13 protein-coding genes are annotated in these 13,285 nt (G+C 34.4%); 10 read left to right on the top strand and 3 right to left on the bottom strand.

Annotated elements, in window-relative coordinates; genetic code table 11:
- Window positions 1-62: 62 nt before the first annotated feature.
- Complete coding sequence (locus tag J2S19_RS16960) at window positions 63-977, top strand: phosphatidate cytidylyltransferase (RefSeq protein WP_307344330.1); 915 nt, start codon at window positions 63-65, stop codon at window positions 975-977.
- Between the two features lie 39 nt (window positions 978-1,016).
- Here J2S19_RS16960 and J2S19_RS16955 read toward each other — a convergent pair whose 3' ends face one another.
- Complete coding sequence (locus J2S19_RS16955; RefSeq protein ID WP_307344329.1) at window positions 1,017-1,346, bottom strand: hypothetical protein; 330 nt, start codon at window positions 1,344-1,346, stop codon at window positions 1,017-1,019.
- A 203-nt stretch (window positions 1,347-1,549) separates the two neighbouring features.
- Here J2S19_RS16955 and J2S19_RS16950 point away from each other — a divergent pair, with 203 nt between their 5' ends.
- On the top strand, window positions 1,550-3,052 hold the full coding sequence (locus J2S19_RS16950) for a coproporphyrinogen III oxidase (RefSeq protein ID WP_307344328.1): 1,503 nt from the start codon (window positions 1,550-1,552) through the stop codon (window positions 3,050-3,052).
- Window positions 3,053-3,090: 38 nt separating this feature from the next.
- On the opposite strand, the gene J2S19_RS16945 is transcribed toward J2S19_RS16950, so the two are convergent.
- Window positions 3,091-3,273, bottom strand: a complete 183-nt coding sequence (locus tag J2S19_RS16945) for a YhzD family protein (protein ID WP_307344327.1) — start codon at window positions 3,271-3,273, stop codon at window positions 3,091-3,093.
- A 193-nt stretch (window positions 3,274-3,466) separates the two neighbouring features.
- On the opposite strand from J2S19_RS16945, the gene J2S19_RS16940 reads away from it, so the two are divergent.
- The 6 genes from J2S19_RS16940 (at window position 3,467) to J2S19_RS16915 (ending at window position 11,700) form a co-directional block, all read left to right on the top strand.
- Window positions 3,467-4,366, top strand: coding sequence for an ABC transporter ATP-binding protein (locus J2S19_RS16940; protein WP_307344326.1), 900 nt, complete (start codon window positions 3,467-3,469; stop codon window positions 4,364-4,366).
- Window positions 4,359-5,612 (top strand): ABC transporter permease, encoded by a 1,254-nt coding sequence (locus J2S19_RS16935; protein WP_307344325.1) that lies wholly within the window; start codon window positions 4,359-4,361, stop codon window positions 5,610-5,612. The genes J2S19_RS16940 and J2S19_RS16935 overlap by 8 nt, the downstream gene beginning before the upstream one ends.
- A gap of 328 nt (window positions 5,613-5,940) precedes the next feature.
- Window positions 5,941-7,179: a metallophosphoesterase family protein gene (locus J2S19_RS16930; protein ID WP_307344324.1), complete on the top strand. Its 1,239-nt coding sequence runs from the start codon at window positions 5,941-5,943 to the stop codon at window positions 7,177-7,179.
- Between the two features lie 2 nt (window positions 7,180-7,181).
- Window positions 7,182-10,169, top strand: coding sequence for an ATP-binding protein (locus J2S19_RS16925; RefSeq protein ID WP_307344323.1), 2,988 nt, complete (start codon window positions 7,182-7,184; stop codon window positions 10,167-10,169).
- A gap of 129 nt (window positions 10,170-10,298) precedes the next feature.
- Complete coding sequence (gene yhaM / locus J2S19_RS16920; protein WP_307344322.1) at window positions 10,299-11,243, top strand: 3'-5' exoribonuclease YhaM; 945 nt, start codon at window positions 10,299-10,301, stop codon at window positions 11,241-11,243.
- A 238-nt stretch (window positions 11,244-11,481) separates the two neighbouring features.
- On the top strand, window positions 11,482-11,700 hold the full coding sequence (locus J2S19_RS16915) for a sporulation YhaL family protein (protein WP_307344321.1): 219 nt from the start codon (window positions 11,482-11,484) through the stop codon (window positions 11,698-11,700).
- A gap of 91 nt (window positions 11,701-11,791) precedes the next feature.
- On the opposite strand, the gene J2S19_RS16910 is transcribed toward J2S19_RS16915, so the two are convergent.
- Window positions 11,792-12,661 (bottom strand): peptidylprolyl isomerase, encoded by an 870-nt coding sequence (locus tag J2S19_RS16910; RefSeq protein WP_307344320.1) that lies wholly within the window; start codon window positions 12,659-12,661, stop codon window positions 11,792-11,794.
- Window positions 12,662-12,853: 192 nt separating this feature from the next.
- Here J2S19_RS16910 and J2S19_RS16905 point away from each other — a divergent pair, with 192 nt between their 5' ends.
- Complete coding sequence (locus J2S19_RS16905) at window positions 12,854-12,946, top strand: YjcZ family sporulation protein (protein WP_307344319.1); 93 nt, start codon at window positions 12,854-12,856, stop codon at window positions 12,944-12,946.
- Between the two features lie 102 nt (window positions 12,947-13,048).
- The gene (locus tag J2S19_RS16900) at window positions 13,049-13,132 is read left to right on the top strand and encodes a YjcZ family sporulation protein (RefSeq protein ID WP_307344398.1); all 84 of its coding nucleotides are present in this window, start codon (window positions 13,049-13,051) and stop codon (window positions 13,130-13,132) included.
- Window positions 13,133-13,285 lie beyond the last annotated feature (153 nt).

The raw sequence follows: 13,285 nt of genomic DNA, 5'->3' as shown, positions 1-13,285 counted from the left end.
TATTTTTCCATTATATTCTATGCTAATTATACATTAAAAAATTGCGAGTGGGTGTTGAAATATTGAGTACTACTCTTTGGACATTATCAATTATTTTTCTAGCTTTATTATTCGTTTCGATCGTTATTTACATAATGAAGAAAAAAGTGCCGAACAAAGATTTTTCTGAGGTTTCAATTAGGGTAAAAACATGGTGGGGAATGTTCTTAGTTTTTGGGATGGCGACGCTCTTTTCGGAAAAAGTTTCATTAATTTCTTTAATGATTTTATGTTTCTTTGCTTTGAAAGAGTATTTTTCAATGATGAAAACTCGAAAAGCAGATCGCAGACTTTTTCTATGGTCATATTTAGCAATACCTGTTCAGTTTTATTGGATATATATCGGCTGGTACGGGATGTTTATCGTGTTTATCCCTGTATATGTTTTTCTTTTTATGCCGCTACCAAGAATTTTAGGTAAGGGTACGACTGGATTTTTACACTCTGTTAGTTCAACGCAGTGGGGTGTCATGCTGATGGTCTTTGGTCTTAGTCATTTAGCGTTTTTCCAAATTGCTTCACCAGAATATGGTGCAAATCTTGTGCTTTTCTTAGTAGTCTTAACGCAAGTTAATGATGTCGTACACCACTTTATTTCATTATATTTTGGAAAAAGAAAGGTCGTCCCTTCAGCAAATGCAAATATTACATGGGAAGGCTTCGTTGGCGGAGCAATTGTGACAGCTATCTTAGCATATTTTATTATTCCATACTTAACTCCTTTTAGTGTGATGGCAGGAGTCTTATTAGGATTGCTTATTAGCATAAGCGGTTTTTTAGGAAGTTTAACAATCTCGGTTTTAAAGCGTGATTTATTAATCGGTAATCATGAAAAATTAAAACAAATGAAAGGAAGTTATTTAAATCGAGTGGACAGCCTTGCTTACACATCACCGGTATTTCTACATGTCGTTCGTTATTTTTATGAGTTTATGTAAGGGTACGAAAAAAATGTTGGGGGACAGTCCCCCAACATTTTATTGCTTATATCGTAAATATTGATAATTTTCGGTAGGTATTGTTTCAATTAGTTTCCCATTTTCATCTTTATAAACTTCATATTCACGATATACTTCAACTTTATAGCCGTCATCTTCCATAATATCTACGAGCTTCGTTTCTAATGAGTACACTTGGTTATTTTCCTCAGATGGTTGCTCATTTGTAGCGTTTGTCGATACTTCTTCCTCGGATAAATTAGGAAAACTAGCTAATGCACTTTCCTTTTCAAAATGAATTGGGGAGTCAAGAAATCCAATTATCATAATAACTGTGAAAATGAATACCATAAGCCCTAGTTTCTTCAAATTACAATAGCCTCCTGTAACATATTCTTATAATCATTGTATGTTTGTCTTATAGTTATATATGCTAACTTGGAAAGGTATAGGTATACAAAAATCAGATCAATTAAATAAAGTCTTTATTGTTTCAAACTTCTTACATTGACCGCTATAGTAAAACTTTTGTACACTTATAGGAGTTTCTGAAAAAGTAAAGGTGATTATAAATGAAGATATATATTAAAGGAATAGATGATGAACGGTTCCATCGACCGCTTCGATTAATTGGAAATCTGTTTTTTGAAGAAACCGAACTCTGCTTTTCAGAAGGAGAAGCCTCTCTAGAAGTAGAGTTTTTTATGAAAGATAGTGGTGAATTAATTGAAATTAATGGCCGGCTACGAGCTGAAGATGGGAAAGAGTATGTTGCAAGTAAACAGCGAAATATTGCTTCGCACCTAGAAGGTAAAGACCGCCTCAGAATTGTAAAAAATACATTATCTTATGTATATTTGACGATTCTCCAAGATTTTACCGGAATTATTCAAAAGTGGGGAATATTAACCGGTATTCGTCCAACAAAGCTCTACCATAAGAAACGCCAAGAAGGCATGTCCGAACAAGATATTCATAAAATGTTTAAAGAAGAGTATTTATTATCTGATGAAAAAATCGATTTAATGCAGCAAATTGTGACTAGGCAATTGCAAACAGTACCAGACCTTGACTCATTATCAAATGAAGTAAGTATTTATATTGGTATCCCATTCTGCCCAACAAAATGTGCATATTGTACGTTTCCAGCATATGCGATTAACGGTCGACAAGGTTCAGTCACATCGTTTTTAGGCGGTTTGCATTACGAAATGCGTGAAATTGGCAAATGGTTGAAAAATAAAGGAATTAATATTACAACTGTATACTACGGTGGTGGAACACCTACTAGTATCTCGGCAGAAGAAATGGATATGCTATACGAAGAAATGGTAGAATCATTTCCGCATGTTGAAAAAATAAGAGAAATCACTGTTGAAGCAGGTCGACCGGATACGATAACGAAGGAAAAGCTCGATATTTTAAATAAATGGAACATTGATAGAATCAGTATAAATCCACAGTCCTATATCCAAGATACGTTGAAAGCAATCGGACGTCACCATACTGTCGAGGAAACGATTGAGAAGTATCAGTTAGCAAGACAAATGGGTATGAATAACATCAATATGGATTTAATTATTGGACTACCTGGTGAGGGAATTGAAGAGTTTGACTATTCGTTAGCAGAGACGGCTAAATTAATGCCTGAGTCTTTAACTGTTCATACGTTATCGTTTAAACGAGCTTCTGAGATGACGAGAAATAAGCATAAATATAAAGTTGCAAGCCGTGATGAAATAAGTAAAATGATGGATCATGCCGTGACGTGGACAAAGGAGCACGGTTACAAACCATACTATTTATATCGCCAAAAAAACATATTAGGTAATCTAGAGAATGTAGGGTATGCATTAGAAGGTCAAGACAGTATTTATAATATTATGATTATGGAAGAGCAGCAAACGATTATCGGAATAGGCTGTGGTGCTGCGAGTAAATTCATCCACCCAGAAACAATGAAAATTACTCATTTTGCAAATCCTAAGGATCCGAAATCGTATAATGATGGATTTGAACATTATACTGAGGAAAAAATAAAAATATTAGATAATTTATTTGCACATAAGGACTAGCAGACGCTAGTCCTATTTGTTGTGCATGCAAATTTCTTTTACTTAAATAATATTAAGTCCCCTTGTGAGGTTGTACAACGATAAGAATTTTGCGTAAAGTTTTGTTCAGATAACTTCTTGAGTGCAATCTGTCTTGCCTCAGTATCAGATTTCGCCTGAAATGTTAGATTTAGAAGCATATGACCGTTTCTTTCAAAAGCAGTTAAACAATAGTGCTTCATTTGTATCCCATCCCTCCCATTTTCCTTTAAGACATGATATGCTTTTATTTGTATACTATGTTTATGCCAATAATTTCCTGTATTGGGGGCTCTCTAAATGATTTTTGCTAAAGGAGACAATAAACAGGTGAGTAGAAACATGAAACTTTTTTACCAGTAAATTCGTATATGAATTGGAGAAAGGAGAGATGACATGAGTCTTAGAATAGACGGTGTTACAAAAAAGTTCGGTAAACATACAGCTGTCGACCAACTTACTATTGAAATTCCTGAGAGTGAAATCTTTGGTTTTTTAGGAGCAAATGGAGCTGGTAAAACAACGACATTTCGAATGATTCTAGGTTTGTTAAACCCTAGCGAAGGGGCAATTGAATGGAACGGTAAAAAGATTACGTATAATGAAAGTGATGAAATTGGTTACTTGCCAGAAGAAAGAGGCCTTTATCCAAAACTAAAAGTGAAAGACCAGCTAATTTACTTAGGAAGACTGAAGGGAATGACAAAGCAACAAGTCCTTACTGAGATGGATAAATGGTTTGATAAATTGAAAGTTTCAGAGTATCTGAATAAAAAAGTTGAAGAGCTATCCAAGGGTAATCAACAAAAAATACAATTTATTGCAGCTGTACTACATAAGCCGAAACTATTAATTTTAGATGAACCATTTAGTGGTCTTGATCCTGTTAATGTTGAATTATTAAAACAGGCTGTTGTTGATTTAAAGGAAGCAGGGACTTCAATTGTTTTTGCAAGTCATCGTATGGAACATGTGGAGGAATTATGCCAGCATTTGTGTATTATGCATCACGGCAAGCCAGTTGTTCACGGAGCATTAAGAGAGATTAAACGCTCCTTTGGTAAGAAAAATGTATTTGTACAAGGAGATTTTGCTATGGATTTCCTTGAATCAATTACAGGTGTAACAAAATATAAAAAAACAAATGAAGGTGTCGAGTTACAAATCGAAAATGAAGAGATTGCTAGTACAATATTTCACGAATTGCAACATAAAGGTTTTGTACGGAAATTTGCATTAGAAGAGCCATCTTTAAATGATATTTTTATTGAAAAGGTAGGTGCTTCCTATGAATAAATTTTGGTTAATGGTTGCACATACATATTTAAGCAAGGTTAAAACGAAATCATTTATTATTACAACATTAATTATGGTGTTACTCATTTACGGTCTATCTAATATTGGGACAATAATAGAAATGTTTGATGATGAGGACAGCGGCAGAACAATTGCAGTCGTAGATGAAGCAAATCAATATTATCAACTGTTTGAAGCTAACCTAGAAGCTATGGGGTCACCATTTGATATTGAACAAGCTTCAAGCGAAGGAGAAGAGCTTGATAAAAAAGTGCTTGAAGGAGAACTAGACGGGATTATCGTTTTAGAAACTGATGCAAATCAGCTTCCTACTGCAACGGTTAAAACATTGTCAATGACAGATACGTCTATTTTTATGGAGGTTGAGCAAGTTCTTCAGCAAACAAAGCAGGAAATTGGAAGACAGCAACTTGGGTTAGATTCAGAAGACCTAAATCAACTTTTCATGCCAGTGGAAGTGAAAAAGATAGCGCTTGAAGACAATGCAAAAACAGAGGCAGAATTAAATCAAGCGAGAGTACTAGTTTATGTTCTCTTATTCTTTATTTATTTTTCAGTCATTGTTTATGCAAGTATGATCGCTACAGAAGTAGCAACAGAAAAATCCTCCCGTGTCATGGAAATTTTAATATCGAGTGTGTCACCTGTTAAGCAAATGTTCGCAAAATTAATTGGAATTGGTTTGCTAAGCTTAACGCAAATGATTGTAATCTTTACCTTTGGGTTTACAACGATCCGTTCAAAGCTAGCTGATATTAACGCGATGACAGGTGGAGAACTTGGTTTTAGTGATGTCCCGGTTTCAACATTTGTTTATGCAGGTATCTATTTTATACTAGGCTATTTTCTATTTGCAACATTAGCAGCTTTTCTAGGTTCATTAGTTAGTCGGATTGAGGATGTGCAGCAACTTATTTCACCAATGATTTTCTTAATTGTTGGCGCATTTATGATAGCGATGTTCGGGCTGACCAATCCAGAAACTCCATTTATTACGATTAGTTCATATATCCCGTTTTTTACACCGATGATTATGTTCTTAAGAGTCGGGATGTTAAATATTCCTGCTTGGGAAATTATGTTGTCGATTGGAATTCTCCTTGCATCGATTACAATACTAGCGATATTTGGTGCGCGAGTATATAAAGGTGGGGTCCTTATTTACGGTAAGTCATCATCATTTAAAGATTTAAAACGGGCTTTAATGATGTCAAAGGATAAATAACAAAGGATATTGTTATACTTTTAATTTTTAAAGTTTAAAAAAGCCGTCAATTAGCATTTATAATGCTCTGGACGGCTTTTTGATTTTCGTTTAGGAAATACTAATGTTTTTGAACTGTGGATAATCGCTCGACATTTCGCTTCAGGGCCTAGTCCCTCGAGGTCATAAGCCAATCTAGAATTGAAGACAAAGAGCGTCTTCTACATTTGCGTCTTATGTTTTTCGGGGCTTTACAGGCGCTTACGCTTTTCTATTTTCGAACGTGCATTCGTATTTTAATGATGGTAAAATAAAATAGGTAGTTGACTGATGCAAAGGGTGTGAACAAATGAGAGAACCAATCCAATTTATACATGCAGCAGATTTACATTTAGATAGTCCTTTTATAGGGTTAAAGCATTTACCAGCTCGAATAGTTGAAATACTACGTGAAAGTACGTTTGAGGCTTTTTCGAGACTTGTCACCTTTGCGATTAATCGAAGGGTAAACTTTATCTTACTCTCAGGAGATTTATATGATGAAGCAGACAGAAGCTTAAAAGCACAGTTAAAGCTAAAAAAGGAATTTGAAAGATTAAAGATTGCTAATATAGATGTTTATGTAATTCATGGTAACCATGACCACATGGGTGGGCAGTGGCTCGAGTTAGAATGGCCTAGTAATGTTCATGTTTTCTCCTCTAGTAAAGTTGAGATGAAAACGTACAAAAAAGGAGAAATACCAGCAGCGAATATTTATGGTTATAGCTACCCGACACGAGTAGTTCAAGAAAATATATCAACATACTTTGAAAAATCCCCCCATTCATCTGTTTACCATATTGGAATGCTACACGGTTCAATTGAAGGGGATGTAGAGCATGATGTGTATTGTCCGTTTAAACTTAAAGACTTAATTGCTAAAGATTTTGATTACTGGGCTTTAGGACATATACATAAACGGCAAATTCTTCATGAGGATCCACTAATTCTTTATCCAGGTAATATTCAAGGCAGGAATCGTAAAGAAGTTGGTGAAAAAGGTTTTTACCTTGTGGAATTAACAGAAACTTCATCACAAGCTACGTTTCATTCAGTCGAGGAAGTGATTTGGGAAAAAGCTACTCTATCGATTAATGAGGAAACAACGTTAACGATGTTAATTCATCAATTTGAGGAATATATCGAAAAAATCCGTATGAGAAATAAATCGACATTATTGTCATTTGAAGTAATTGGAGCAGGAGACTTATCAGCTAGCCTTTCTTCACAGCAAACAATTGAGGATTTGATTGATACATTAAATGATGCAGAAAGTGACCAAGTTCCATTTATTTGGGTTGTGAAAATACAAAATCATACAACATTACAACAGAAAGAAAATCATGAGCTTTCCAGCTTTTTTGCTGACTTAAGTAAGACTGCAGCGGATTTTGATACATACAATAAGTCACTGGAACCACTAGAACAACATCCTCTATATCGAAAATATATAAATCAATTTACAGTAGAGGAACGGAAACAGCTATTAATCAAAGCGGAGCGACTATTACATCAAGAGCTTCTTCAGCATAGTGGGGTGAAATAATCGTGAAGATTGTAAAATTAATGATTTATGGCTATGGGAAATTTCAAAATCAATTGATAGAATTTGAATCACAAAATCTACAAATCATTTACGGTGAAAATGAAGCTGGAAAATCGACAATAATGTCATTTATACACAGTATTTTATTTGGATTTCCTACTAAACAACAAGCAGAAAATCGCTATGAACCAAAAAATGGTGCAGCTTATGGTGGGTATCTTATCATTCGTTCAAATGAAAATCAACTATATAAAATTGAAAGGATTGCAGGTAAAGGCGGTGGTGAGGTTCGAATCGAAGAAGAGAATGGTAAAGTACTTAACGAGGAAGATCTCCAGCAATTTCTAGGTGGAATTGACCGAGATACGTACCGTTCAATCTTTTCTTTTGATATTCATGGTCTCCAGCAAATTCAGAAAATGAAATCAGACCAAATTGGTAAATTTTTATTTTTATCAAGTATTTATGGCGGAGAAGCCTTATTTACAGTCGAACATTACTTATCAAAGCAACAGGAAGCCCTTTTTAAACCGGGAGGAAAAAAGCCACTTCTCAATGAAGCTCTCGTCAAACTAAAAGAGAGTAACCGTAAATTAATAGAGGCAAAACGCAGTAATAATCAATATCAAGAGTTATTAGCCCGAAAGAGGAAAATTGAAAATCAATTAGATGCGATTGCGGATGAAAGGAAGAAACTTTTATTAAAACATAAAGAGTTAGAAAAAGTACATTCAATTTTACCTATCCTTCAAGAACGTAAATGGTGTGAGCAACAGTTAAGCAAACTACCAGATACGCAAAATTTCCCAGAGGAAGGCATACAGCACCTAGATTCATACGTTGTCGCACTACAACCAATTGAAACACAACTCCATGCTTTAGAAATGGAGAAGGCCAAGTATGAACGAATTTTAGCGAATGATACGATTAATAAAGATGCAGTAGAACGCTATTCAGAAATCTCTTTATTACGTGACCAACTCCAGGTTTACAAGGAAAGAAAGAAAAATATACACCAGAAGCAAAAAATCGTTGAACAATATGAAGAAGAAATTTCAATATATAAACAAAGGCTTTATCCACATCTTTCAAATGAGGAAATCATGAGCATTCATGCAACTGTGTTAATGAAGGAGTCCATTAAGACGGCAATAGCAACTGAACAACAGTTATCACATAGAAAAAAACTGTTAGATGAGCAATTTGAACAGGCAAAAAGCGGATTAGAAGAAACTGAATGGAAAATCGCTGAGCTCGAAAAGGACTTGCTACCTAAAGCAGAACGTACAAAATTAGAAAAAGAGATAGAAAAAAATAAAATTACAGATACTGCTTATTTAAAGGTAGAGAAAAAACAATTACAACAACAGCTTAATAATCGCCAAAAAGAGTTTCAGCAAGAAAAAAAACAACGATTATATTTATATATATTTCTTGCAGTGTTATTTGCATTCAGTACAGTATGGCTGCTTGTTGAAAAATTAATGTTATTTTCTATAATCGGAATTAGTGGCTTTCTTGTAGTACTATTTTTAGTAAGACAACATCATTTAAAGGCTGATCCTTTAGGGAAGCATCTTGAACAAAGGTTACATATGATAGACGAAGAAATTGCTTCCTTAATTGGAGAAGAAGATCTCAAACAGACTATTTCACAGAAAATGTTTATGCTGGATAACGATAATAAACGAAAACAAGAGCTTCATCATGCACAATTAATTAGGAATCAGCAGGAAAGAAATTATGACAGGGTGCTAAGCCAGTATGAGAAGTGGGAAGATGAATGTTATCAATTACAAGAACTTACTAAGGATTTAGCTGGTCAATTAAAGATTGATATAAAGGCAACAGCTGAGGCAATTTTGGAAGCTTTCCAAGGCCTACAGCAATTACAGCAAATAATCTTAAGATGCAGAAAAGAAACAACAGAAGTTACAATGCTAGAAGAAGAAATAGTCCAATACGAGACAAAAATAAATAGGTTAATACAACAATTTGAGGTTAATCATTCCTCGATGGAAGAGGCAGTCATTGGTCTTTACACATTTGCAGAAACAGAGACTAAAAGAAATGAACAGTTAAAGGATTTGTTACATAAAAAAACGGAGCTAGACAATTCTATTCGCTCTTTAGAGGACAAAGTATCGTTTATTAAATCAGAAAAAGAAAAGCTCTTTCAAATAGCTAGAGTACAGACAGATGACGATTTCCGAAAATTAGCGAAAGCATATGAAGAAAAAGAGGAAATTTTGAAGCAAAAGAAATGGATTGACAAGCAACTTGCGTCAGTACCTATCATTTCAGAGTCTGAAATGAATGAGGAGGATGACATTGACAAACAGCTTGTTGATATTGAATCGAGGATCGATGGGCTTACTTCAGCAGAAAAGAACATTCAAAAAGAATATTCAAGCACATTGATAAAGTTAGAGGATATTGAAAGCAATGGCTTGTATTCTAATTTAGTTCAATCATATGAAATGGAAAAAGCAGAAGTTAGAGAAATCGCGGAGCAATGGGCAATTAGAGCCCTTGCAAAAGATTTACTATCCCAAACTGTTGAACGATATCGTCAGACGAAATTACCAGCACTAATAAAGTTAATTGAGACATATTTTTATCAATTAACCGGAGAAAGTTATCCACATGTTTACTTACCTGAGAATAAAGAGTCATTTATTGTTGAGAGGAATGATGGGATAAGATTTTTAGCTGAAGAACTGAGTCAAGCGACAGCAGAACAATTATATTTATCAATTAGACTAGCGCTAGTTAAGATGATTAATGAACATGTAAATTTACCGATAATTATTGATGATAGTTTTGTACATTTTGACCATATTAGGGCAGAGAATACGTTTAAGCTGTTGCAACATTTAAAACAGGAAAACCAGGTCATCTTCTTTACATGTCATAAACATATTGCAAGCAGCTACAACACTGAAGGGATTATCTCTTTAAATGATTATGTTCGGAAACAACCTGTTTAAAGTAAACTATTAAACAAAGAACTATGCTATACTATCCATACACAAATTTAAGACTTTATAACAAGTCTTTCTATATACAGCAAAGTAACTGTAAATAGATTTAACACGAACACGAGGGGAGCTAATGTGATGGCTAAGGGAATCCTACATTACGACGTTGGTGAACAAGTTGATGTCCATCTTCTAATAAAATCTTCTACAAAAGGGATCGCGAGTAATGGGAAGGCATTTTTAACATTAATACTACAAGATACATCTGGGGAAATAGAGGCAAAGCTATGGGATGCAAGTCAGGACGACGAAGTAACATATGCTCCACAAAAAATCGTTAAAGTATACGGAGATATCCATCATTATCGAGGTCGTAATCAATTAAAAATACGCAATATAAGACCGAAGCACGATGATGAAACCGTAGATATTGCGGATTTTCTGGAAACAGCGCCAGTTTCTAAAGAGGTAATGAATGATAAGATAACCCAATATATTTTTGAAATGAAAAACCCGAACATTCAACGTATAACAAGACATCTATTAAAAAAGCATGGTGCAGCTTTTTTTGAATATCCGGCAGCAACGAAAAATCATCACGAATTTGTTTCTGGGTTAGCCTATCATGTCGTTTCAATGTTGGATTTAGCAAAGTCAATCGCAACACTTTATCCAAGTTTGGATACGGATTTACTCTACTCTGGAGTAATTCTACATGATTTAGGCAAAGTTATTGAACTATCGGGACCAATAAGTACTACATACACAGTTGAAGGTAACTTAATTGGTCATATTTCGATTATAGTCAATGAAATAGCTAAAGCAGCTGAGCATTTGCAAATTGAAGGGGAAGAAATCGTTATTCTGCAGCATTTAGTTTTAAGTCATCATGGTAAAGCAGAATGGGGCAGTCCAAAGCCACCGATGATTAAAGAAGCTGAAATTCTTCATTACATCGATAATCTTGATGCAAAAATGAATATGCTTGACAGAGCACTTGACCGAGTTAAGCCAGGAGAATTTACAGAAAGAGTATTTGCACTAGATAATCGTTCTTTTTACAAACCAACATTTCATAAATAGATAACTTATTAAAAGCGTAGGTGAATTCTTACGCTTTTTATTTTTATAATCGAGTCACTAATCAGATTGTCGAAATACTATCAGGAGGAGAACAATACATCTTAAGTGGCTTGATGGAACGCTAAGTTTATGAAAAAGGTGAATATCTTCCATAGAAGAGTGGAATAAAACATCGTTACTCCTCATACATCTAATAGTAATTGAAAACGTTGTACAAGTTTAAAAGGAGGAGTATACGATGCTTTTATTACCATGGTGGATTTATGTATGTATTATCGGTATTTTAATCAGTGGATACATGGCATTCCGAACAGCTCGTGAAGATAAGATGGTTGACCAGGAATTTATTGAAAAGGAAGGACAAGTATTCCTTGAGAGAATTGAGAAGGAACGTCAAATGAGACAAGAAGCTGCACAACAATTAGAAGCTTTAGAGAATGATAAGTCTGTTAGCTAACGTGTGATAGGCTATAAATAGATTTTTATAAAATGAAGAGCGGATAATTCAAAATGGTTAGGTGAATTATCCGCTCTTTTCGTCATGTAGATTATTTCTCAGATTCCTTTTCAGTCGTATCCGCGTTATTCTCCTTGAATAAATCCTTCATATCCTTGTCTTTCACATCGACTTTAGCCTCTTTGATTTCCTTTTCTAATGCTGCTTGAATCGTATCAGGTTGTTGTAGCTTTTGTGAACGAACATCTTCTTTTAGGGTATCCTTCATTTCATCAAGAGATTTACGAGTTTCTGTCACTTTTATAATATGAAAACCATAGTCAGATTTAATTGGTTCACTAACTTCGCCTTCTTTTAGCTTAAAGGCAGCTTCTTCAAATTCCTTCACCATAGAATCTTTGCCGAACCAGCCTAAATCTCCTCCATTTTGCGCTGAGCCTGGGTCCGTTGAATATTGTTTTGCTAAATCTTCAAATTTTTCTTCTTTCTTTAGCTTATCTTGAACTTCTTTCGCTGTTTTTTCATCAGCAACAAGAATGTGACTAGCCTTAATTTTTCCATCAAGCGAATCATAATACTCTTTCACTTCTTCATCTGTTACCTTTACATCAGCTTCAGCTGCTTTTTTACGAAGCAATTCAACTTTAAGGATATTTTTTATAACATCTTCTCCTTGCATTTGAACCATGCTTGTAAATTGTGCTCCTAATTGGCTTTGATATTTATCAAACTCTGCTTGAATCTCTTTATCGGTCACTTTATATTTTTCACTCAATACTTTTTCATGTACGAGCTCTGTTAGAACATCTTCACCAAAGCGGTCTTTAAGAGCTTGATAAAACTCATCCTTTGTAATGTCACCAGCTTTTGTCTCAACAATGGCTTCAGAATCTTCATTGTTACAAGCGCTAAGTGCAAAAATACTTGATGCTGCTACTACTGATAAAACTAACTTCTTCATTTTGTCTACAACTCCTAGTTAGAAAATATCGTGAAAATTATACAAGAAATACTATACCATAATGTGACAATAACAAAAAGCTAACGTGAAAAATAGCTCGAATGAATGAAAATATTGAAAAATAGGCGAGCGTCCAATCAAGAAGGGATTAAACCCATAAGATAAAGTGAAAAGATAAAGGAGGTAATTTAAATGAGTAAAGGATTCGGATTATCAAACAACTTTGCGTTACTTGTTGTGTTGTTCATTTTATTAATTATTATTGGTGCTTCATATATTTATTAATCAACCATTTACAAAATAAATTATATTCTATATTGCAATCGCCTATCCGTTTGTAGGCCGTGAAGCATAGTATATCGTAATAAAAGCAAAGGGGGTGTCATGATGGGCGGATCATATTCAGGTGGATTTGCGTTAATCGTCGTGTTATTCATCTTGTTAATCATTGTAGGTGCTGCTTGGTTATAATATAGTAGAGGACTCTCATGGCTTGAGTAATCTATAGCCATGAGAGTTTTTCAATATGTAGGAAAGCTTTCTTAGAGAACGTTGTGTACTGAATATATATTTTAACATTTTTGTAATCATTGTTGCTTCTTACATAATTGACGTTATCGATTG

This window comes from Metabacillus malikii (genome assembly GCF_030813355.1).
Lineage (GTDB): Bacteria > Bacillota > Bacilli > Bacillales > Bacillaceae > Metabacillus > Metabacillus malikii.
This window is presented reverse-complemented; position numbering and strand designations above follow the sequence as displayed.